The 19836-nt window shown below is 73.4% G+C and carries 21 protein-coding genes and 1 pseudogene; 10 read left to right on the forward strand and 12 right to left on the reverse strand.

Annotated elements, in window-relative coordinates; translation table 11 throughout:
• Positions 1-855 carry an alpha/beta fold hydrolase gene (locus FHX32_RS02200; protein ID WP_167179009.1) on the forward strand — a complete coding sequence of 285 codons (855 nt, stop codon included), beginning with the start codon at positions 1-3 and terminating at the stop codon, positions 853-855.
• A gap of 74 nt (positions 856-929) precedes the next feature.
• Here FHX32_RS02200 and FHX32_RS02205 read toward each other — a convergent pair whose 3' ends face one another.
• Entirely contained in the window at positions 930-1550 is a 621-nt protein-coding gene (locus FHX32_RS02205) for a TetR/AcrR family transcriptional regulator (protein ID WP_167179011.1), read from the reverse strand.
• Positions 1551-1669: 119 nt separating this feature from the next.
• Here FHX32_RS02205 and FHX32_RS02210 point away from each other — a divergent pair, with 119 nt between their 5' ends.
• Both FHX32_RS02210 and FHX32_RS02215 read left to right on the forward strand, forming a co-directional pair.
• Positions 1670-2536, forward strand: coding sequence for an SDR family oxidoreductase (locus FHX32_RS02210; RefSeq protein WP_167179013.1), 867 nt, complete (start codon positions 1670-1672; stop codon positions 2534-2536).
• Positions 2537-2735: 199 nt separating this feature from the next.
• Positions 2736-3872: a site-2 protease family protein gene (locus tag FHX32_RS02215; RefSeq protein WP_167179015.1), complete on the forward strand. Its 1137-nt coding sequence runs from the start codon at positions 2736-2738 to the stop codon at positions 3870-3872.
• Positions 3873-3947: 75 nt separating this feature from the next.
• Here the strand turns inward: FHX32_RS02215 and FHX32_RS02220 are convergent, their stop codons facing one another.
• The 3 genes from FHX32_RS02220 to FHX32_RS02230 form a co-directional block, all read right to left on the reverse strand.
• The gene (locus tag FHX32_RS02220; protein ID WP_167182088.1) at positions 3948-5180 is read right to left on the reverse strand and encodes an FAD-binding protein; all 1233 of its coding nucleotides are present in this window, start codon (positions 5178-5180) and stop codon (positions 3948-3950) included.
• Between the two features lie 44 nt (positions 5181-5224).
• Positions 5225-6022, reverse strand: coding sequence for a hypothetical protein (locus tag FHX32_RS02225; protein ID WP_167179017.1), 798 nt, complete (start codon positions 6020-6022; stop codon positions 5225-5227).
• A 291-nt stretch (positions 6023-6313) separates the two neighbouring features.
• Positions 6314-7243, reverse strand: coding sequence for an LLM class F420-dependent oxidoreductase (locus tag FHX32_RS02230; RefSeq protein WP_167179019.1), 930 nt, complete (start codon positions 7241-7243; stop codon positions 6314-6316).
• Positions 7244-7309: 66 nt separating this feature from the next.
• On the opposite strand from FHX32_RS02230, the gene FHX32_RS02235 reads away from it, so the two are divergent.
• The 3 genes from FHX32_RS02235 to FHX32_RS02245 are packed head-to-tail and all read left to right on the forward strand — an operon-like array spanning position 7310 to position 9251.
• Positions 7310-7555, forward strand: a complete 246-nt coding sequence (locus FHX32_RS02235) for a hypothetical protein (protein ID WP_208417908.1) — start codon at positions 7310-7312, stop codon at positions 7553-7555.
• Positions 7552-8082 carry a SigE family RNA polymerase sigma factor gene (locus tag FHX32_RS02240; protein ID WP_167179021.1) on the forward strand — a complete coding sequence of 177 codons (531 nt, stop codon included), beginning with the start codon at positions 7552-7554 and terminating at the stop codon, positions 8080-8082. The genes FHX32_RS02235 and FHX32_RS02240 overlap by 4 nt, the downstream gene beginning before the upstream one ends.
• Positions 8079-9251 carry a hypothetical protein gene (locus FHX32_RS02245; protein WP_167179023.1) on the forward strand — a complete coding sequence of 391 codons (1173 nt, stop codon included), beginning with the start codon at positions 8079-8081 and terminating at the stop codon, positions 9249-9251. The genes FHX32_RS02240 and FHX32_RS02245 overlap by 4 nt, the downstream gene beginning before the upstream one ends.
• A gap of 48 nt (positions 9252-9299) precedes the next feature.
• On the opposite strand, the gene FHX32_RS02250 is transcribed toward FHX32_RS02245, so the two are convergent.
• Together FHX32_RS02250 and FHX32_RS02255 are read right to left on the reverse strand one after the other, a co-directional pair.
• Positions 9300-10334: a cupin domain-containing protein gene (locus FHX32_RS02250; protein WP_167179025.1), complete on the reverse strand. Its 1035-nt coding sequence runs from the start codon at positions 10332-10334 to the stop codon at positions 9300-9302.
• Positions 10334-10603, reverse strand: a complete 270-nt coding sequence (locus FHX32_RS02255) for a hypothetical protein (protein WP_167179027.1) — start codon at positions 10601-10603, stop codon at positions 10334-10336. The genes FHX32_RS02250 and FHX32_RS02255 overlap by 1 nt, the downstream gene beginning before the upstream one ends.
• Positions 10604-10962: 359 nt before the next feature.
• Between FHX32_RS02255 and FHX32_RS02260 the strand changes: the two genes are divergently transcribed.
• The 3 genes from FHX32_RS02260 to FHX32_RS02270 all read left to right on the forward strand — a co-directional run bounded on the left by FHX32_RS02260 (position 10963) and on the right by FHX32_RS02270 (position 12808).
• Complete coding sequence (locus tag FHX32_RS02260) at positions 10963-11667, forward strand: YdcF family protein (protein WP_486480876.1); 705 nt, start codon at positions 10963-10965, stop codon at positions 11665-11667.
• A 77-nt stretch (positions 11668-11744) separates the two neighbouring features.
• Complete coding sequence (locus FHX32_RS02265; RefSeq protein WP_167179029.1) at positions 11745-12329, forward strand: hypothetical protein; 585 nt, start codon at positions 11745-11747, stop codon at positions 12327-12329.
• A 131-nt stretch (positions 12330-12460) separates the two neighbouring features.
• Positions 12461-12808, forward strand: a complete 348-nt coding sequence (locus FHX32_RS02270) for a VOC family protein (protein ID WP_167179031.1) — start codon at positions 12461-12463, stop codon at positions 12806-12808.
• A 115-nt stretch (positions 12809-12923) separates the two neighbouring features.
• Here FHX32_RS02270 and FHX32_RS02275 read toward each other — a convergent pair whose 3' ends face one another.
• From FHX32_RS02275 to FHX32_RS02295, 6 genes are all read right to left on the reverse strand, one after another.
• Complete coding sequence (locus FHX32_RS02275; RefSeq protein WP_486480877.1) at positions 12924-13205, reverse strand: protein-tyrosine phosphatase family protein; 282 nt, start codon at positions 13203-13205, stop codon at positions 12924-12926.
• Between the two features lie 240 nt (positions 13206-13445).
• On the reverse strand, positions 13446-15029 hold the full coding sequence (locus FHX32_RS02280; protein ID WP_208417909.1) for an MMPL family transporter: 1584 nt from the start codon (positions 15027-15029) through the stop codon (positions 13446-13448).
• A complete protein-coding gene (locus FHX32_RS34380) occupies positions 15008-15439 on the reverse strand; it encodes a hypothetical protein (protein ID WP_208417910.1) in 432 nt (143 codons plus the stop codon). The genes FHX32_RS02280 and FHX32_RS34380 overlap by 22 nt, the downstream gene beginning before the upstream one ends.
• Positions 15440-15767: 328 nt before the next feature.
• The gene (locus FHX32_RS02285; protein WP_208417911.1) at positions 15768-16916 is read right to left on the reverse strand and encodes a hypothetical protein; all 1149 of its coding nucleotides are present in this window, start codon (positions 16914-16916) and stop codon (positions 15768-15770) included.
• A gap of 125 nt (positions 16917-17041) precedes the next feature.
• Positions 17042-17869, reverse strand: a complete 828-nt coding sequence (locus tag FHX32_RS02290) for a class I SAM-dependent methyltransferase (RefSeq protein WP_208417912.1) — start codon at positions 17867-17869, stop codon at positions 17042-17044.
• A gap of 216 nt (positions 17870-18085) precedes the next feature.
• The gene (locus FHX32_RS02295; RefSeq protein ID WP_167179037.1) at positions 18086-19072 is read right to left on the reverse strand and encodes a zinc-dependent alcohol dehydrogenase family protein; all 987 of its coding nucleotides are present in this window, start codon (positions 19070-19072) and stop codon (positions 18086-18088) included.
• Between the two features lie 107 nt (positions 19073-19179).
• Here FHX32_RS02295 and FHX32_RS02300 point away from each other — a divergent pair.
• Positions 19180-19602 (forward strand): annotated as a pseudogene (locus FHX32_RS02300) (class I SAM-dependent methyltransferase); the annotation flags it as partial.
• Between the last annotated feature and the right edge of the window lie 234 nt (positions 19603-19836).

The following is a 19836-nucleotide window of genomic DNA, read 5'->3' on the forward strand; positions in this document are numbered from 1 at the left end:
ATGGCCAGCGCGCCGCAGGGACCGGTCGACACGGTAGTGCTCATCCACGGCCTCTGGATGACTTCGCGCAGTTGGGAGCGGTGGGCCACCCGGTTCGCCGGGCGCGGGCTGCGGGTGGTCACCCCGTCCTGGCCCGGCATGGAGGGCGAGGTCGAGCAGCTACGGGAGGAGCCCACCCCGATCGCCCGGCAGCGCATCGTCGAGATCGTCGACCACTACGACCGGATCATCCGGGCAATGCCCACCGCACCGGTCATCATGGGGCACTCGTTCGGCGGTCTGATCACCCAGGTGCTGGTCGACCGGGGCCTCGGGGCGGCGGCGGTGGGCGTCCACCCGGCCGCGGTGAAGGGGGTGCTCAAGTTGCCGTTGAGCACCCTGCGCTCGGCCTTCTCGATCCTGCACAACCCGGCCAACCGGAACCGGGCGGTGCCGTTCACCCCGGACGACTTCCACTACGCCTTCGGCAACACCCTCAGCCGGGAGGACTCCGACCGGGCCTGGCAGCGGTACGCGGTGCCCGGCGCCGGGCGGGTGCTGTTCGAAGGGGCGTTCGCCAACCTCGACCCGAACTCCCCGGCCGAGGTCGACACCCGCCGTACCGACCGGGCGCCGCTGCTGCTGATCGCGGGCGGGGCCGACCACGTGGTGCCACCGACCGTGGTCCGCTCCAACGCGGCGCTCTACCAGAAGTCGCGGGCGTTGACCGCGTACCACGAGTTCCCCGGCCGCTCGCACTTCACGGTCGGGCAGCCGGGCTGGGAGCAGGTCGCCGACTACGCGCTGGACTGGGCACTGCGGGCCGCCGCGCTGCCCCGCGAGCAGGCCGTCGCCAGCGAGACACCCCGCCCGTGATCCGCCGCCGATCCGGGCAGCGGGCCGCCGGGCGACCACCCGGCCGGCGGCGCGGGCCGGAGCCCGCGCGGCGACTACCCGGCCGGCGGCGCGGGCCGGAGCCCGCGCAGCGCGGTGTCCACCACCTGGTCGGCGTACTCGGCGGTGAGCGAACCGCTGCGCTGCAGCCACCGGTTCAGGATCGGGCCGAACAGCAGGTCGACGGCGACGTCGAGGTCGACGTCCCCGGCCAGTTGCCCGGCGCGTTGGGCGGCGCGCAGGCGCTTCTTCTTCAGCTCCCGCAGGGGGCCGTCCAGCCGCTCGTGGTAGGCGGCGGCCAGGGCGGGGTCGTGCACGATCTCCGTGTGCAGGGCCCGCATGGGCCGGTCGTAGCGGGGGTCGTTGAGTTCATCGACGGTGGCCCGCAGCACCGTCTTCAGGTCGGTCGCCAGGTCGCCGGTGTCGGGTAGGGCCGCCTCGGCAACGTCCTGGCCCTCCGTGGTGAGCGTGAGGAAGGCGTCGAACAGCAGCGCCCCCTTCGACGGCCACCAGCGGTAGATCGTCTGCTTGCCCACGCCGGCGGCGGAGGCGATGCCCTCGATGCTGAGCTTCGCGTACCCCAGCTCGCTGACCAGGTCGAGGGCGGCGGTGAGGATGGCCCGCCGCGCGGACTGGCTGCGGCGGCTGGAGTCGGGAGCGACCTTCTGCGTGGGCACGGGCCGAATGTAGCAGCAAGAGAGACGAGACGGTCCGTCTTGACAACGCGGCGCGACGGGGTATTGTCGTCCTCGCAAACGAGACGAGACGGTTCGTCTCGCAATGAAGGGAGTTCCCCGTGAAGGCCTCAGCGATCGCCGCATCCCGTGTCTGGTTCATCACCGGCGCGAGCCGTGGCCTCGGCCGCGCCTTCACCGAAGCGGCCCTCGCCGCCGGTGACCGCGTCGTCGGCGCGGCCCGCGACGTCTCACCCCTGGGCGACCTCGGCGCCCGGCACCCCGACCGGCTGCTCACCCTGCGCCTCGACGTCACCGACCGTCCAGCGGTCGTCGACGCCGTCGCCGAAGCGGTGCGGCATTTCGGCCGGCTCGACATCGTCGTCAACAACGCCGGCGCCCTCTACGCCGGCATGGTCGAGGAGTTCACCGAGGAACAGGCCCGCGCCCAACTGGACCTGAACTTCTTCGGCGCGCTCTGGGTCAGCCAGGCCGTGCTCCCGCACCTGCGGGCCCAGCGCAGCGGGCACCTCGTGCAGATCTCCAGCATCGGGGCGCTCGGCGGCTTCCCGAGCACCGGGCTCTACAGCGCGAGCAAGTTCGCGCTGGAAGGCATGAGCGAAGCCCTCGCCGCCGAGGCCGCCGGCTTCGGCGTCAAGGTCACCATCGTCCAACCCGGCGGCTACTGGACCGACCTCTACACCAGCAGCACCGCCACCACCCCCGACCCCGCCTACGACCCGCTGCGCGAGGAACTGGCCAAGCAGTGGGCCGAAGGATCCGTCGACAGCGAGCCGCGGCTGGCCGCCGAGGCGCTGATGAAGCTGGTCGCCAGCGACGACCCGCCGCTGCGGCTGCTGCTCGGCAGCATGGTCTACGACGTCGCCTTCGACATCTCGAAGCGGCGGATGGCCACCTGGGCCGAGTGGGAACAGGTCAGCCGCGCCGCCGAGAAGGCGGTCCCGGACCCGCGCGCCGAGCCGAGCTGAGCTGAGCTGAGCTGAGCTGAGCTGAGCTGAGCTGACCGATGGTCGCCTGACCGCCGGGCCGGCGACCGGCGTGGGTCAGGTGGCGACCGGCGTGGGCCAGGTGGCGGTCGACCGAGCCGCCTCGGCGCACGGCGTTGCGGTTCGGCCGCGCCGGTCCGGTTTCTGGCATGGGGACGCCATCCGGGGGTATCACGGAAACATGAGGGCGAGTTTCCGGCTTGGCCGGGTCGCGGGCGTACCCGTCGGGGTCAACTGGAGCGTCCTGGTCATCTTCGCGCTGATCGCCTGGGGACTGTCGGCCAACCAGTTCCCCCGGGCCTACCCCGGCGAGCCGGTGGCCGCGTACGTGCTGGCCGGGCTGGCCGCCGCGGTGGTCTTCTTCCTCGGCCTGCTCGCCCACGAGGTGTCCCACGCGATCGTTGCCAAGCGCAACGGCCTGGGCGTCGAGGGGATCACGCTCTGGCTCTTCGGCGGGGTGGCCGAGCTGAAGGGCGAGGCCAAGGACCCCGGCGCCGAGCTGCGCATCTCCGGGGTCGGCCCGCTGGTCAGCCTGGTGATCGGGCTCTTCTTCGGGGCCATCGCCGTGCTGCTCGCCCTGGCCGGCGAGGACGGGCTGCTGCTCGGCGCGATGTCCTGGCTGGCCGGCATCAACGTGCTGCTGGCCGTGTTCAACGTGCTGCCCGCCGCGCCGCTGGACGGCGGTCGGCTGCTGCGGGCGGCGGTCTGGAAGGCCACCGGCGACCGGACGAAGGCGTCGGTGGTGGCCGCCCGGGCCGGCTGGGTGCTCGGCGCGCTGCTGATCGGCCTGGGGCTGTGGCAGTTCCTGGCCGGCGTCGGCTTCGGCGGGCTCTGGCTGGCCCTGATCGGGTGGTTCCTGATCGGCGCGGCCGGCATGGAGGAGCGGCAGGCCCGGCTGGGCAGCGCGCTGCGCGGGATCCGGGTGGCCGATGTGATGACCCCGCAACCGCAGACCGCGTCAGGGGAGATGACGGTGGCCGACTTCGTCGACCACTACCTGTTCGCGTACCGGCACTCGGCGCTGCCGCTGACCGAGGAGGGCCGGCCGGTCGGGCTGGTCACCCTCGACCGGGTCCGCGGCATCCCGGCGGACCAGCGACCCGGCACCACGCTGGCCGAGGTCTCCTGCCGGGCCGACGAGCTGGTGCTCGCCTCCCCGGACGAGCAGCTCAACGACCTGCTGCCCCGGCTCAGCGAGTGCGCCGACGGCCGGGCGCTGGTGGTCACCGAGGGCCGCCTGGTCGGCATCATCTCCCCCAGCGACATCAGCCGCGCCGTCCAACGCGGCTCCATGCGCGACGACCTCGCCCGCCGCTGACCGTCCTGATCGTCTCTCCCCCCGCAGGTCCGGCAGACCGCGTTCGAGCTACCAGCGGACGATCACGAGGACCCGTCAGCGGGGGAAGTAGTGAGCCAGCAGCTCGGTGTCGAACTTGGCGTGCGGGTCGAAGCGGCGCAGGAGGGCGGTGAAGTCGGCGTACCGGGGGTAGGCGGCGGCAACGGCGGCCGGCGCCAGCTCGAACGCCTTGCCCCAGTGGGGGCGCGGCGCGAACGGGGCGAGCCGCTCCTCCACCGCGGCCACCACCGGCAGCACCGCCGCCGCGTCGGCGATCCAGGTGAAGTGCACGGCGAGGCTGTCCCGGCCCTGGTTCGGGCTGAGCCACAGGTCGTCGGCGGCCACCGTCCGCAGCTCGCAGACCTGGAGCACCGGGGCGATCAGGTGCGCCACCGCGTCCAGCGCGGCCAGCGCCTCGGCCGCCGCCGCGCGCGGCAGGTGGTACTCCGACTGCAACTCCTCCCCGCTGCTCGGGGTGAAGCCCAGCCGGAAGTGCGGCAGCCGTTCGTGCCACGGGCCGGGCTCGCCGAGCTGCGCGGTGCAGTTCTCCGCCGGCATGCCGGGCACCGGGTGCCGGGGCCGGTCGGCCGCCGTCGTACCGAGCCAGTCCGCCGGGGGCGGCGGCTGGTCCGCGCGCTGCTTGCGCCAGACCTCCCGCAGCCGCGGCGTCCGCCAGTCGGTGAAGACGCTGACGCTGTACGCCGAGTCGAGCGCCGCGTCCAGCGCCTCGCGCGGCAGGTCGAGCCGGACGTACTGGCGCAGGTCGAAGGTGGGCACCACGTCCAGGGTGAGCCGGGTGACCACGCCGAGCCCGCCCAGCCCGACCACCATCCCGGCGAAGCTGTCGCCGGCCCGGTCCACGGTCAGCAGGTCGCCGTCGGCGGTGACCAGTTCCAGCCCGGCGACAGCGGTGGCCAGGTTGCCGATCGTCGGGCCGGAGCCGTGGGTGCCGGTGGCGACCGCGCCGGCCACCGAGATGTGCGGCAGCGAGGCGAGGTTGGCCAGCGCGTACCCCTGCCGGTGCAGGTGGGCGGCGAGGTCCCCGTACCGCGTCGCCGCCGGCACGGTCACGGTCCGTCGCTCCGGGTCCAGCCGTACGCCCGGCGGCAGGCCGGCCAGCGAGACCAGGTCGCCGGTGGTGTCGCCGAGGCGGTTGAAGGAGTGCCCGGTGCCGACCACCCGGATCCGGTCGCTGCCGGCGACCAGCCGGCGCAGCTCGTCCACGGTGTCCGGCCGGTGGAACCGGCGGGCGGCGTAGCGCACGTTGCCCGCCCAGTTGCGACGCGGCACCCCGTCGGCGGGCCGCTCGACGGCGGCCGATGTGTCGGGGCGGGTCACGCGGTCGGCCTCCGGTCGCTGGACGGGTCACCGGTCAGCGCGCCGCTCAACGTGGCCAGGGCGGCGTCGACCTGCGTCGTGTTGTAGCCGCGACCGGCGACCGGCAGGCCCTCGGCGCGGGCCCGCTCGATCTCCGAGCGGGCCGCCTGCCGTTCCAGCGTGCCGCCCCAGACCAGAGCGTCCTGGCCGCGCCGGATCAGCGCGTCGACCCGGTCGGGTTGGTAGCCGCGCAGGCCGACGGTGAAGTCGGGGGTGTCGAAGGCGGCCCGGCGCAGCCCGAGCACGTCGACGAAGCGGTCCTCGCCGTACCGGGCCAGGGCCGCCGCGATCTCCGCGGGCTTCTCCCGGACCCGGTCGAGGTCGAGCAGTTCCACAGCGGCCCGCCCGTCGCGCGGGTGGTGCCCGGTAGCCGGCAGGCCGAGGTCGACCCCCGGGGCGGGCACCAGCAGCAGCCGGGGCGAGGCGGGACGGCCCTGCTCGGCGGGCGGCTGGTCCAACGCCAGCGCGTCGATCTCGGGCCAGCGGATCAGCCGGCGCAGCTTCGGCAGCCGTACGGTCAGCCCGTCGGCGCCGATGGCGAACCGGAACGGGCGCAGCAGCCCGGCCAGCACCACGCCGCCGAGCAGCACGCCACCCCCGCCGACGATCCGGTGCAGCACGGCACCGTCGCGCGCGAACAGCAGCAGCGCCGCACCCCCCAGTACGCAGACCAGGGGCAGCACCAACGCCCCCCGGTTGCGGTGCAGTTCCACGTCGTACCCCCGTTCGTCACCGTGGTTTCCGGTCTGCATCATGCGCCGACCGGGTAGGCGCCAGCACCGGTCGATCGGCCAGCGGTTACCACCGCCGTCGTCGGGGAACCCTACGCCGATGAGCACCTACCGTGATCCCGCCCCGCGCGGCGACGTCTTCCCGTCCGAGGAGGAGATCGACCCGACCGGCAGCGGCGTCGAGCCGGCCAGCGGGCCGGTCGGGGCGTACCGGCGGGTGGCGGCGACCGGCCCGGGGCCGAAGCCGACCCCCGCGCCGCCGCCGGCACCCACGCCGGTGCCGACGCCCGGACCGCCGCCCAAGGCCGGCGTGGCTCAGACCTGCGGCATCACCTCGGCGGCGACCAGTTCAAGGTGGTCCAGGTCGGCCAGGTCGAGCACCTGGAGGTAGATCCGCTGGCTGCCGGCCGCCGCGTACCGGCCGATCTTGTCGACCACCTCGGCGGGGGTGCCGGCGAGGCCGTTGGCGCGCAGTTCGTCCGGCTCCCGGCCGATCGCCGCGGCCCGGCGGGCCACCTCGGCGTCGTCCCGGCCGCAGCACAGCACCAGGGCGTTGGACCAGCGCAGCTCGGCCGGGTTCCGGCCCACCTCGGCGCAGGCCGCGCGTACCCGCTCGAACTGGGCGGCGGTGTCCTCGACCGAGACGAACGGCAGGTTGAACTCGTCGGCGTACCGTGCGGCCAGCCGCGGGGTGCGTTTCGGGCCCATGCCGCCCAGCAGGATCGGCGGGCGCGGCTGCTGCACCGGCTTCGGCAGCGCCGGCGAGTCGGTCACCGGGTAGTACCGACCGGCGAAGTCGAACGTCTTGCCCGGCGGCGTCCCCCAGAGTCCGGAGATCACCGCGAGCTGTTCCTCCAGCCGGTCGAACCGCTCGCCGACGGACGGGAACGGGATGCCGTACGCGGTGTGCTCCTCGGCGAACCAGCCGGCGCCGATGCCCAGCTCGACCCGGCCGCCGCTCATCTGGTCCACCTGGGCAACGGTGATCGCCAGCGGGCCGGGCAGCCGGAAGGTCGCGGCGGTCATCAGCGTGCCGAGCCGGATCCGGCGGGTGTCCCGGGCCAGCCCGGCGAGGGTGGTCCAGGCGTCCGTCGGGCCGGGCTCCCCGCTCACCGGGCCCATCTTCAGGTAGTGGTCGGAGCGGAAGAAGGCACCGTAGCCGGTCTCCTCGGCGCAACGGGCCACGGCGAGCAGGTCGTCGTAGCTGGCGCCCTGCTGGGGTTCGGTGAAGATCCGCAGTTCCATGCCCCGAGAATAGGGAGCCGGCTCGGGCACCGCCGGGAAGCTCACCTCGGCTCCCCCGGCGCCGCCGTGCTCACCATGGTCGACGGCGACACCACCCAGGATTTCCCGGCGGCGGTACGCCGGGCCGCGCCGCCGCACCTGCTCGAGTACACCTGGGGCGACGACCTGCTGCGCTGGGAGCTGACGCCCATCGCCGCCGGCCCCCGGCCGACCCTGCGGCACACCGTCACCGAGCGCGGAATCGCGCCGTTCGCCGCGCCCGTTAACCTTCCGGCCCGGCCACCGCGTTTGTCTGGCGGGAGGTACGCATGACCGACAGCCGGCATCCGCCGCCACCGGAGGGCTTCGCCGAGTTCGTGGCGGCCCGATCGGGTGCCCTGCTCCGCTGGGCCTGGCTGCTGACCGGTGACGCCGGCCGGGCCGAGGACCTGCTGCAGACCGTCCTCGCGGTGGCCTGGCGCCGCTGGCCCCGGATCGTCCACGGCGGGCAGCCCGAGGCGTACCTGCGGCGGGCCCTGTTCACCACGTACGCCTCCTGGTGGCGGCGGCGCTGGCGCGGCGAGGTCCCGGCGGCCGAGACGCCGGAGGGCACCGGCCCGGGCGACCTGGCCGGCGAGTCGGCCGATCGGGACGCGGTGCGCCGGGCGCTGGCCCGGCTCAGCCGCCAGCAGCGGGCGATCGTGGTGCTCCGGTACGTCGAGGACCTCTCCGTGGAACGTACCGCGGGCGTGCTCGGCTGCTCGGTCGGCACCGTCAAGGTGCAGTCCTCGCGCGCGCTGCGCCGCCTGCGTACCGACCCGGACCTGCGGCTGTTCACCAGACAGGAGGTCGTGCCGTGAGTCGTGACGACAGCGACGTCCGGCGACTGCTCGCCGACGCCGTACCGCCGCTGGCGGCCCCGCCGGACCGGTTGGCGGCGGTCGGCGCCCGGGTCCGCCGGCGTCGGCGACGACTGGCCACCGGCTCGGCGGTGGCGCTGGTCCTCGCCGTGGGGCTGGTGGCCGGGCTGCCGCGGCTGGTCGCCGGCGACCCACGCGCCCCCGGGCCGGCGCCGGCCGCCACCGGCGGGCCGGTCGGCGACGCCGCCTGCCCGACCGATCTCGGCCGACGGCCCGGGCTGGAGGCGGTCCGCTACGGCGACGACGCGCCACTGGTGCCGGCCGGCGCCGTCGAGATCACCCTCTGCCAGGTGCCGAGAGCCGGCGGGCCGGCGGCCGACGAGCGGGCCGGGCCCCGGGTGCTCACCACCGGTGTCGACGAGGTGGTCCGGCTGCTCAACGCGCTGCCAGCACGGCCGGCCGGGCCCGACGGCCAGTCCCGCCCGGGCAGCGACGGCGAACTGCGCTGCACGCTGAAGGCGGTGTACGAGGAGGCCGCGTTCGTGCTGCGCTACCCGGACCGGGAACCGGTGACGGTCTGGACCGACGAGAACTGCGGGGTGGTCGTCGCCGGCGACCACGGCCGGGGGCTGGACTCCGCCGTCCTCGGCGCGTTCCTCGACCGGTACCGGGCCCAGCTGGTGGCGACCACCGACCCGGCCACGGTGGCCACCCCGACCTGCCCGGCCAGCATGCCGACGGCGCGGGTCCGGCTCACGCCGTCGAACCCCGGCCCGCCGGACCGGATCGCCCGCAACCAGGCCCAGCGGGAGCCCGTCCTGATGACACCGCTGGTGGCGCTGGCCGCCTGCCGGTACACGGTGGACGGCGACACCGCCCGGCTCGTCCGCGACGCGACCCGCCGGGCCGAGGCGGAGAGCCTGCGGACGGTGTTCAACGCCGCCTTCGCCGAGTCGGCGAAGCGGACGGACTGCGGCGGCTGGCCGGGCTACCCGCCGCCCACCGCGTTCGACGTCCTCATCGTGGCGGACGCGACGGGCGCCACCGCGGAGTTCTGGGTCCGGCACACCCCCTGCCGCAGCGCGATCCACGGGTACGGCAGGGGCGGCGAGCCCACACCGGAGCTGCTCGCCGCCCTCACCCGGCTGCTCGGCGGAGCACCGGGCTGACGGCGGGGGCGCCGGGCCGGCCACGGCCCGGCACCCCGCCGAAGCAGGTCAGACATACGGCCGGGTCGCGTACGCGGCGCGCAGCGCGGCCAGCCCGGCGGCCTTGGGCGCCAGGGTGCCCCAGCCGGAGTTGAAGTAGTTGGTCCGGACGATCCGCGGCCCGCGCTCGGCGTTGAGCGCGGCGATGGCGGCCGGCACGGTGCCGATCCACTTCGCCTGGTCGGGGATCTCCGCCACCCGTACCCCCCACTCGGCGATGATCACCGGGCGGGACAGCGCGACCGGGCCGAGGTCGGCGACCGCCCAGTCCCGGGTGCGGCGGAACCGGGCCAGCGCGGTGTGCTCGGGCGCGGTGGCGTAGACGTTCCATTGGAGGAAGTCGAGCCTCGCCATCAGCGCCTCCGGGTGCGTGCGCTGGAAGCAGGCCCGGTCGAAGCCGCCCACGCCGACCGAAAACGTGGTGCCGGCCGGCAGCGGGCGGGCCTTGAACCAGTTCACGATGTAGGTCATCGCCCGCACCGCCCGGGCGTCCGACTCCGCCCAGGTGTACGCCCTGCCCGCCTCGGTGGTGCCGAACTCGTGGTCGGTGTCCAGCTCCGAGGCGAGCTGGATGTTCACCCCGAAGCCCAGCGTCCGGTACTGCGACAGCGCCCGGGCGAGGAGCCCGTCGCACTGCCCGGCGAGCACCTGGCCGTAGCCGTACGCCCTGGGCCAGGTGGTGCCCGGGCGCTGCTGGATGGTCATCGCCGGCGCCGGCACGGTGTGACTGACCCCGTCCACGGTGACGGTCTGCGGGCCGTCGGCAGCGCCGTAGTGCTTCAGCTCCAGCACCATGTTGATCTGGACGGCCGCCCTGCCCAGGTTGGTCAGCCAGGGCCGGTTGTAGCCGGGGAACGTGTAGCGGTCGGCGAAGCTGCGGTACTGGGTGAGCGAACGGAAGTTGCCGCCCGCCATGTCCGCCGTCGGGTCGGCCCCACCGGACAGGTAGTAGCCGCCCAGTACCGGCGGGGCGACGGAGTACGCGGCGGTGGCGGTGGCGGTACGCCCGGCCGAGTCACGCACCGTCACGGTCACCCGGGACATCACGCCACCGCCCGGTAGACGGCCACCGACCCGTTGTCCGAGACCCGGGTCCAGGTGCGGCCGGAGTCGTCGGTGACGGTCACGGTGAGCGGGTCCAGGACGGCGGTGACCCGGGCGGGGGCGCTGCTGTTGCCCAGCGCGTCGGTGACTACGACGGTGACGGTCAACGGTCGGGTGTCGGCATCCCCGTAGGCGACGGTCAGGGTCATCTTCTCGCCGGGCGAGTACGTCGACGCGTTCAGGGTCGCGGTCGCGGTGGGAGCGGCCATGCCGGCCCCTCCTCTCTGCTCGGTGTCGGCCAGCGGGCACCGGCCCGGGCGCCCGAGGCGGTGCCGGCGGGGTCGGTGCGACGCTGCTGCCCCCCACCGGGCCGGAGGAATGCGCTGTGGCCCGCCGTCCGCACGCCTCTGACCTGCTACAACAGTGCTGCGCGAGGGGCACCGGCGTCCTGTCAGCTATCGGACACCGCGCCGTACCCGGCGGCTCCACCGGCCCACGTACGCCTCGTATGTCTGGCCGTCGGTCCAGACCTCCCGCGCCATGCCGGCACCATACGCTCCTACCGCCGTTGCCGGCCCCGGCCGCCGCCGGCGGGCAGCGGCGGCCGACGCGGCCGTAGCATCGCGGGGTGGCTGTGTCGCCGTCGCGCCCCGCGACCTCTCGAATCGTGCCCGACGAGGACTTCGCCGGCTGCACCGCCGGCCAGTTCCTGACGGTGACGAAGACCCTCACGATGATCCTGACCCTGCCCCAGTCGGCCGCCGACCACGTCGACGCGCTCGTCGTCCCCACCGGTCAGGGCGAGGACTGGCGGCTCACCCACGCCATCCGGCACTGGGAGGCCAACCCGCGGCTCCGCCACCTCCTGGTCGCCAACGGCAACCCGGCGGAACAGACGTACGTCGGGCTCACCCTCAACCACCTGCGCGACCTCGGCCTCCGCCGCGGCGACGGGGTCCACCTCCAGGCCGAGCCGGCCCCCAACACCGGCCTGCAGGCCGCGTGGATCGTCGATCAGGTCCGGGCGTACGACATCACCAGCCTGGCGCTCGTCGTCTCCCCCTATCACCTGGCCCGCGTCTACCTCACGGTGCTCAAGGTGCTCACCGGGAGCGGGCTGCGCCTCCCGCTGATCCCGCTTCCGGTGGCGGTGCCCCCGGACCGGCCCGTACCGGAAACCGGAGCGACCGGCTACGACCTGGTACCGGGTGAGGTCAGACGCATCCTCGCCTACACCGACGAGGGGTGGCTGGCCACGCCCGAGGAACTACAGCAGTACCTGCGGTGGCTGTGGACCGAGCACCCGAGCCTCCTCTCCGCCGCCCGAGGCTGAGCCGCACCGCCCGTACCAGACAGGGACGGCCCGGCGGCGGGGCCGCACGCGCCGGCGGTCAGACCTAGGCTGACGCCATGCCGGCGGAACCTGACGTGATCGACCTGGACGGGCCTGACCGGCGGACGGGCGGGTCGGGCGACACCACCGCCGAGCGCTTCAGCGCCAGACGACGGACGATCCTGCGGCTCGTCGCCGCCTTCGTGGTCGGCGCCATGCTCGGCGGCGTCGGCGTCAACGGGCTGCGCGACGCGCGGGAACAGCGGGAGCGGAGTTCTGCGGTGACACTCGTGGCCCTCCCTGCCTCCGTCGGTAGTGGAGGCACGGACGGGCCGGGCATCCTCCAGCTGGACGGGCAACTGGCGGTGATCAACACCGGCCCCGCGTCGATCACGGTTCGTACGGTCACCGCGCAGCGGCCCGGCGTCCTGATCCGTGACACCGGCCGGTCCGGGCAGATCCGGCCCGGCGGCACCGCCTGGATCGACGTCCGGGCGCGGATCGAGTGCGCGGTCGAGACCGGGAGCGAGCCGTTGCCGATGCGGTTCTGGGTCGAGACCGACGACAGGAAGGTCCGAGAGGTCACCTATCCCGTCGCCCTGGTGGGAAGCGTCTGGCACCGGGCGGCCGACCAGCCCTGCCAGCACCTGCGCAACCGGTGACGCCGCGCGACGGCTCGTGCCGCTGTGGACTGGCCGGGCGTGTCGGACCCCATCGGTAGCCTCCCCTGCGCCCAGATGGACCGGCCGGATGGCGGCTGGCGGACGATCGCGACACAGCGCAGGAGGATCACGTGGCCAAGCCCCCGTCGAACATGGTGACCTGGTTCCAGCTCCCAGCCGACGACGCACAGCGCGCCTGGGGCTTCTACGCGGAGGTCTTCGGCTGGAACCCGGAGAGCGCCTACGCGGGAGCGACCCAGGTTGGGGCCATCAACGGCGAGATCGCGGAGCGCAGCGAGGACCTGCGGCATCCTCGCCTCGTGATTCGGGTCGACGACCTCGACGAGAGCCTCCGGAGGATCACCGAAGCCGGCGGGAAGCTGCTGGTCGACCCCACCGAAATCCCCTCCATCGGCATGGTCTACGCAACCTTCGCCGACACCGAGGGCAACAGCGTCAACGTCGTCTCCGACCTGTGACACGAGCCCGGGGCGGCAGGTCCTGCTGCGGACTCCGCCGGTGGTCAGGCGGCGTCGTCTGACCACCGGCTGACCCGCGCCGCGAGCCGGAGCCAAGACCGGTTCTCGGGAACAGCTATCGGAACCGGGCGACGAAACGGCGTTGCCAGGGCGTCTCGACGGCACCGGCCGCGTAGTGCCGCCGGACATAGGCGACCGCCTGGTCGTTGGGCACCCCGTCGATCACCGCGAGGCAGGCGAGGGCGGTGCCGGTACGCCCCTTCCCACCGCCACAGGCGATCTCGACGCGTTCGTCCTCGGCGCGGGCCCACGCCTCGCGCAACGCGTCGGCGGTGGCGGCGCGGTCGGACGGCAACCGGAAGTCGGGCCAGCGCAGCCATCGATGCTCCCACGCCACCGGCGTCGGCTGACGGCCGAGGAGGTAGAGCGCGAATGTGGGCTGCGCGCCCGGCGGAAGCGGGCGCCTGAGCGCACGGCCGCGGACAAGTCGGCCGGACGGCAGTCGGAGCACGCCTGGCGCTGTGGGGTCCCATGAAGTGGTCATCTGTCGTCATGGTCGCCGCGTCCCTTGCGGGTGGGCCTGCCCGTCCTCCTTTCGGTTCCGTGTGGGGTCCGAGGTCACCGGTCGCGTTACCGGTCACCGGCAACCGTGATGACCTGCGTATCGGCGGCGCTGATCTCGTCTGTGGCATCGGCTGCGTGACGGCCGGCGAGGAATCGTGGGGCCCACCAGTTCGCCTCGCCGAGCAGTCGCATGAGGGAGGGCAGCACGACCGCGCGGATGATGGTGGCGTCGATCAGGATCGCGGCGAAACCCGAGCAGGTCCTCCGCCCAGCTGTGCTGGAACACCAGCACCAGCAGTCCGTACGAGGCGGCCACGGAGATCGTGTTGAGCAGGATGGAGACCAACGCCACCACCACCGATCGGAACGTGACGAGCATGACCAGGAACGTCATGCCGAACACGAACGCGACGACCGGCGGCAGGGCCGCCGCCATGCGGTCGCGGAAGTCGGCATCACTCGCGGTACGGCCAGCCACCGCCCACTCCGTGCCCGGTACGGTGCCGACCGTGGCCGGCAGCAGTTCGCTGCGCAGCCGGCGCAGCGACTGCGTCGCCTCCCTGCTGTCGCTGGCGCCGGCCACGCGGATGGTGGCCAGGAAGACGGTGCCGTCGGCGGACCTGCGCACGGTCGGGGGGCGGTCCTGGGCGAACCGGCTGTCCCCCTCGATCCGGGTGGCAAGATCCGCGAGCTGCTGCTCCGCCACCGGTCCGCCGGTGACGCCGGTACGGACCGCGACCACATGGCTGGTGCCCAGCTCGTTACTCGGGAACGCCTGCGCCAGGCGGTCGTAGGTGCCCAGGATCGGGATCGAGCGGGGCAGGTCGGTGGTGGTCGGCCGCTTGAGGTTCATCTCCAGCGCCGGTACGGCGAGGAGCACCAGCGCCCCGGCGGAGAGCACGAACGTCACCAGCGGCGCGCGCAGCGCCGGCCGCAGGACCAACGACCAGAACCGGCTGCGCTCGGCCCGCTGGATCCGCCGGCCGAGGAAGGGCACCCGCGGCCGGTCCACCCACCGCCCGAGGACGGCCAGGATCGCCGGCAGGACGGTCAGCGAGCCGACCACCGCCACCCCGACGACCAGGATCGAGCCGGTCGCCATCGAGCTGAACGTGTTGTCGCCGACCAGGAACAGGCTGGCCATGGCGACCATGACGGCGACGCCGGAGACCAGCACCGCGTGCCCCGAGGTGGCGGCCGCGATCTCGACCGCACTGCGATGGTCCCGCCCGCGTGCTCGTTCCTCCCGCTCACGACGCAGGTAGAACAGCGAGTAGTCGACACCGACGGCCATGCCGATCAGCAGGATGATGCTGCTGACCAGCTCGCCGGCCGGGAAGATGTGCGAGGCGAACTGGGCCAGCCCCATGGCACCGGCCACGGCCGTCAACGCCAGCACGACGGGCACCCCGGCGGCGATCAGCGCGCCGAAGCTGAACAGCAGGATCACCAGCGCGACCGGCACGCTGATCAGCTCCGCCTTGACGAAATCCGCCGCCAGCGTCTCGGTCAGCGCCTTGGCCAGGGACGCCGACCCCACCTGTTCCACCCGCAGGTCGGGATGCCGCTGCTGCGCCTGCCTGGTGGCCTCCAGCAGCGATCCGACCCGCGCGTCGGCGTCGTTCGCCGAGCCGGTCAGCTCGACCTCGACCAGCACCGCGTCGCGGCCGGGTGAGGTGACCGGTCAGCCACCTTCGCCACCTCGGGCAACGCGCGCAGCCGCGCCGACAGGTCGGCCGCCACCGCCAGCGCACGCTGGACGTCGAGGTCGCCGGTCCGCGCCGTGACCAGGACACTCTCCGCCGCCGGGGCCTCCGGGAACGCGCCGGCCCGCTCGATGCGGTCGGCCCGGGCCAGTTCCCCGTGCAGGCTGTCCTGCGTGGTGGCCTTGACCGTACCGACCAGGCTGCCGCCGACCACGCTGGCCAGCACGAGGCACAACCAGGCGGTGATCGCGAGCCAGGGATGGTTGGCGCTCCACCGGCCGACCCGGGTGGTGAACGACGCGCGGACGGCCTGCCGCCGGCGACGCCCCGCCGGTGCGGGGTTCGCGACACCCGGCGTCATCGGCCCGGCTCCGACCAGCGTGAGGCTCCGTATCCGGTGCCGCGGCCACGGTGGGCCCGGTTGTGCCCGTGCCGCTCCGTCAGGTCGGTCGCCAACCCGACCAGACCACCCTGGGGCGGATCAGATTCCGGGGCCAACAGGCCAGCGTGCATCGGCACCAGCGACAAACGACCCATGCCGAAGACGCTATGAACCCGCCCCGGCCCGGACCATGAGGTCGACCGCCGACCTCAGCAGGCCGTCCTCAACCGCCGGGGTGCGGAAAACCGCAGACCCCCACCCCGACGCCTGGTGACGTGAGGCCGCGTGGGCTGGGCGGTCATGACCGTCACCGGTCAACCTCCGATGGGCCAGGCGGGCGGGCCGCCGGCACCCGACCTCGGCCTTGGTGGGCTTCGTCGGCACGTCGGCGGATGCCATCAGCCACCCGACCACCGCTGCGATCCCCCGGCCCCTCGTCGCTTCCTCTCCGGGACCAGAAAATCGTCGCCCCCAGCATGCCGGCGGCCAGCAGGGTCACCCCGGTGACCGTCACCGCCTTCGTCAGGCCACTCACGTCCGGCCAGAGAAAGGCGGCAATGTCCAGCAGGAACGCCGCGGACGCGACCACGGTCAGCGCGGCGGCGACCCGATTGAGCCGCCCGTCCAGCTGTTCGCTGCGCCGTGAAGACTCGGCGAGCAGCGAGGCGTTGACGTGGTTGAGCAGCTTCTCCGCGCGCTCATGCGTGCCGTCGAGCCCGATGGTCTCGCGTGCGGCGATGTACGTGGCGCGGTGGTCCTGACCCGATTCGACCCGGTATGCATCGAGCCGGTGGTAGTCGGCCCAGACGCCGTCGAGGAAACGACGAAAATCTGGTCCCTCGAGCCGTCCGGCGGTGGCCTGAGCCAGCTCGGTCAGGATCCGGAGCCCGCCGACGCTGGCACCGACCAGAACCGACTGCTGAGCGACGGCGATGTCGGCGGGTTCCAGCATCGTCAGGATGTCGTCGATCCGGTCCGGGGACGGGTCGTCGTCCCAGGCGTAGGTGTACGGCAGCAGGATCCGGCAGTGGCGGCCCAGCACCAGGTGCGGCACGCGACCATCCGGCTCCCAGGCGGGATCCCGGGTGATGAAATGGCAGTTGTACCGGACGGCGCGGGGGTCGACCTCCGTCCAGTCGGAGGCCTCGGCGCCACCGGGCGGTACCACCACATGCGCGAAGACCCCGGACTGCTTCGCGGCTGCCAGCACTTCCCCCAGCAGCGCGCGGTCCGCCTCGCGCAGCTCGCGGTTGACCGTCGCGTCCAGCGCGGCCAGGTCATGCGCGTCGAGCGTGCGCAGATCGGTCGTGTGCCGCAGGGCGTACGACACGAGCACCGCACCCGCGGCGAGGACCCGGCTCCGACAGCTGACGATCGTGATGTCGGACAGGCTGACCGCGGCCCGGACGATCTCGGTGAGATCGAAGTCCAGCGTCTCCTCGGCGTTGTACGCCACCGAACCGAGCACTCCCGGGACGGGCCGGAGCTGGCCCCGCCCGGGCAGCACTACCCGTTCCACGGTGCGGTCGAGCGAGGTGTAGTGCAGGGGGTAGGCCCTGGTTTGGATGTGCAGTACGTCGGTCATAGCTGCCCAGCCACCGCCACGTGCTCCGGGATCAGTTCGGTCTCGGGCACGACGACCTCACCGAGGTACCGGCGCTGGAGGTCCTCGGGACTGTGGTTGTCCACCGGACCGCCCACGATCGCCGAGAGATCGCCGGTCGTCAGGTAGGTGGCGTCCTCGGGCACCGACCGCCTCCGGAACCATCGGCGCTGTGCCGCCAGCACCGGATGATCCGCCGCGGCGAGCGGCCAGTAGCTGATCACCGTCAGGGACTCCGGTCCCGCCGACATCCCCAGTCCGGCGACCGCCCGAGCCTCGTCCGACGGCAGATAGAAGACCAGCCCCTCCGCCACGTACGCGACGGGCCGTCCGGCGGCGAACTGCCGGATGCGGTTCAGCAGATGCTGACGTGCCTGCGGATCGTTGAGATCCGCCGCGACGTGCTCGACCTCTCGTTGATCGAGCACCCCGGCGGCCCGCAGCTCGGCGGCCCGTCGCCGCTTGGCCGCCACGATGTGGGGCAGGTCGACCTCCATCGCCGCGGCGAACGGCAGCAGCCACGGGTATGAGGAGAAGCCCGCGCCGCACACCACCAGCACCGTGTCGCCGCGCTTGTCCAGGGCCTGACCCAGGGTGTCCAGAATGATCCGGGCGCGCAGCGACACGACCAGGTCGTCGTGGGGATACACCGATCGAGCGAACTCGTCCCACAGATCCCGGACCGCGCCGCGCTGATCGTCCGCGATCCACTCGCTCGCCAGTGGATCGGCCGCGAGCTCCTTCCGGCGCGCTCGCGACTCGTTGACCAGGTATGCGGTAAGCCCAACGTCGTTCTGCACGTCCACATAGAACCATGGACGATCAATCGGGGATACGGCGGCGGACAGGTCGCCGGCATCGGCCGAAGCCCGGAGGGCGGCTCTACACCGAGCGGGCGTTCCGGTGGCAGAACGGACGGACGTTACCTCCGGCCCGGGCCGGACGTCGCCGGCGGCGGTCGGAGCCGAGGGCGGCCCTGGACGCCGACCAGGGCCGCCCAACGGTTACCGTCGCTGAGGCGCTCAGCCGTCGATGTCGATGACGATCTTGCCGGCGGCGGTGCCGCCGGCGACCAGGGCGTGCGCGTCCGTCACCGTGTCGAGGGTGAAGTGGCGTGGGTCGAGCCGCGGACGCAGTGCGCCCGCGTCGGCCAGCGCTGCGGCCTCGCGCAGGATCTCGCCGTGGTGCTCACGGCCCTGCCCGGTCAGCATGGGCAGCAGAGTGAACACTCCGGAGTAGGTGGCGCCCCGGAACGACAGCGGGGCCAGCGAGTGCGACCCCCAGCCCAGGGCGCTGACGACATGCCCGTGGTAGGTACGCACCGCCGCGAACGACGCGTCGAGTGTCGCACCGCCCACGTTGTCGGCGACGACGTCGAACCCCTCCCCCGTGGTGTACCTGTCGACGTACTCGGCCACGCTGGTCGAGGTGTAGTCGATCGGCACCGCGCCCAGGCTCTCGATCACCGACAGGCTCGACGGGCCGCCGGTCGCGTACACCTCCGCGCCCCGCGACCGGGCGAGTTGGATGCCGACGTGTCCTACGCCGCCGGCGCCGCCGTGCACCAGTACCTTCTGCCCTGCCCGGACCCCGGCCCGGTCGATCAGCCCCTCCCAGGAGGTGATGACGGCCAGCGGCAGCGCGGCGGCCTCCCGCATGGACAGCGTGCGCGGCTTGTGCGCCAGCAGCCGGGCGTCCACGGCGGCGTACTCAGCCAGCGAGCCCTGCAGGTCACCGACGCCGCCGGTGAGCCCGTACACCTCGTCACCCGACGCGAAGTCGGTGACGCCCGTACCCACCGCGGCGACGACCCCGGCGAGGTCCAGGCCGAGCACCGCCGGCGGCTCGACCCGGGCGTGCGGGGCCTTCCCGGCCTGGATCTTGGTGTCCAGCGGGTTGACGCCACTGGCCACGATCCGCACCAGCACCTGACCGCTGCCCGCCGTGGGCTGGTCGATCTCCTCGACCCGCAACGGAGCGCCGAACTCCCGCAGTACTACCGCACGCACAGAACTCTCCACACCTGAGTGACCGAGCCATCATACGAAGGCTACCGGGGCGGATAATCGCGCGGGCTCTTCCGTGGTCAAGATGATCCGGCCGTTGCGGTGCCGGTTCGCTGGGCGTCGACGCCACGGGCATCGACATCGTTTCCGAGTTCATCGCCCACGCCCGGGCCGCCCACCCGAGCGGCAGCTACCAACCCGGGTCGATGGACGATCTCGCCGTCGCCGACCACTCCATCGCCGGCATCCTGGCCTGGGGCTCCTTGATCCATCTGCCGCCGCAAGATCTCGATGGCGTACTCGCTGAGTTCCGGCGGGTAATGGCCCCGGCTGGCACGCTGGTGCGTGCTGTCTTCGTCGGTGACGAGGTCGCCGCCTTCGACCAGAAGGTCGTGACCGCCTACCGCTGGCCCGTCGACGAGTTCTCCGAGCGACTGACGCGAGCCGGCTTCACGGAGGTCGAGCGCCTGCAGCGGCCCAGCGAGGGCACCAACCGGCCACACGCCGCCATCGCGGCATCAGCGCAGGCGTGAACCGCGCGCCGTTGCCGGCACGGGCCGAGGCGGCGCCGACGCGATCGCCGGCAGGCGCTCGGCCTCACCGGCCCGACACTTACTAGCGGTCCAGATCCGGACCGTTCACGGGGCGCAGCACCACCGGGCGGTCCACCCAGGGTCGGCCCCACGCCGGGCCCGCCACCGCACGTGGCCGGCCCGGCGTGGTCAGCAACCCTGCTCCAGGGACTTGGGCGGGCGCCGGGATCAGCG

It is taken from the genome of Micromonospora sp. CNZ280, assembly GCF_011759515.1.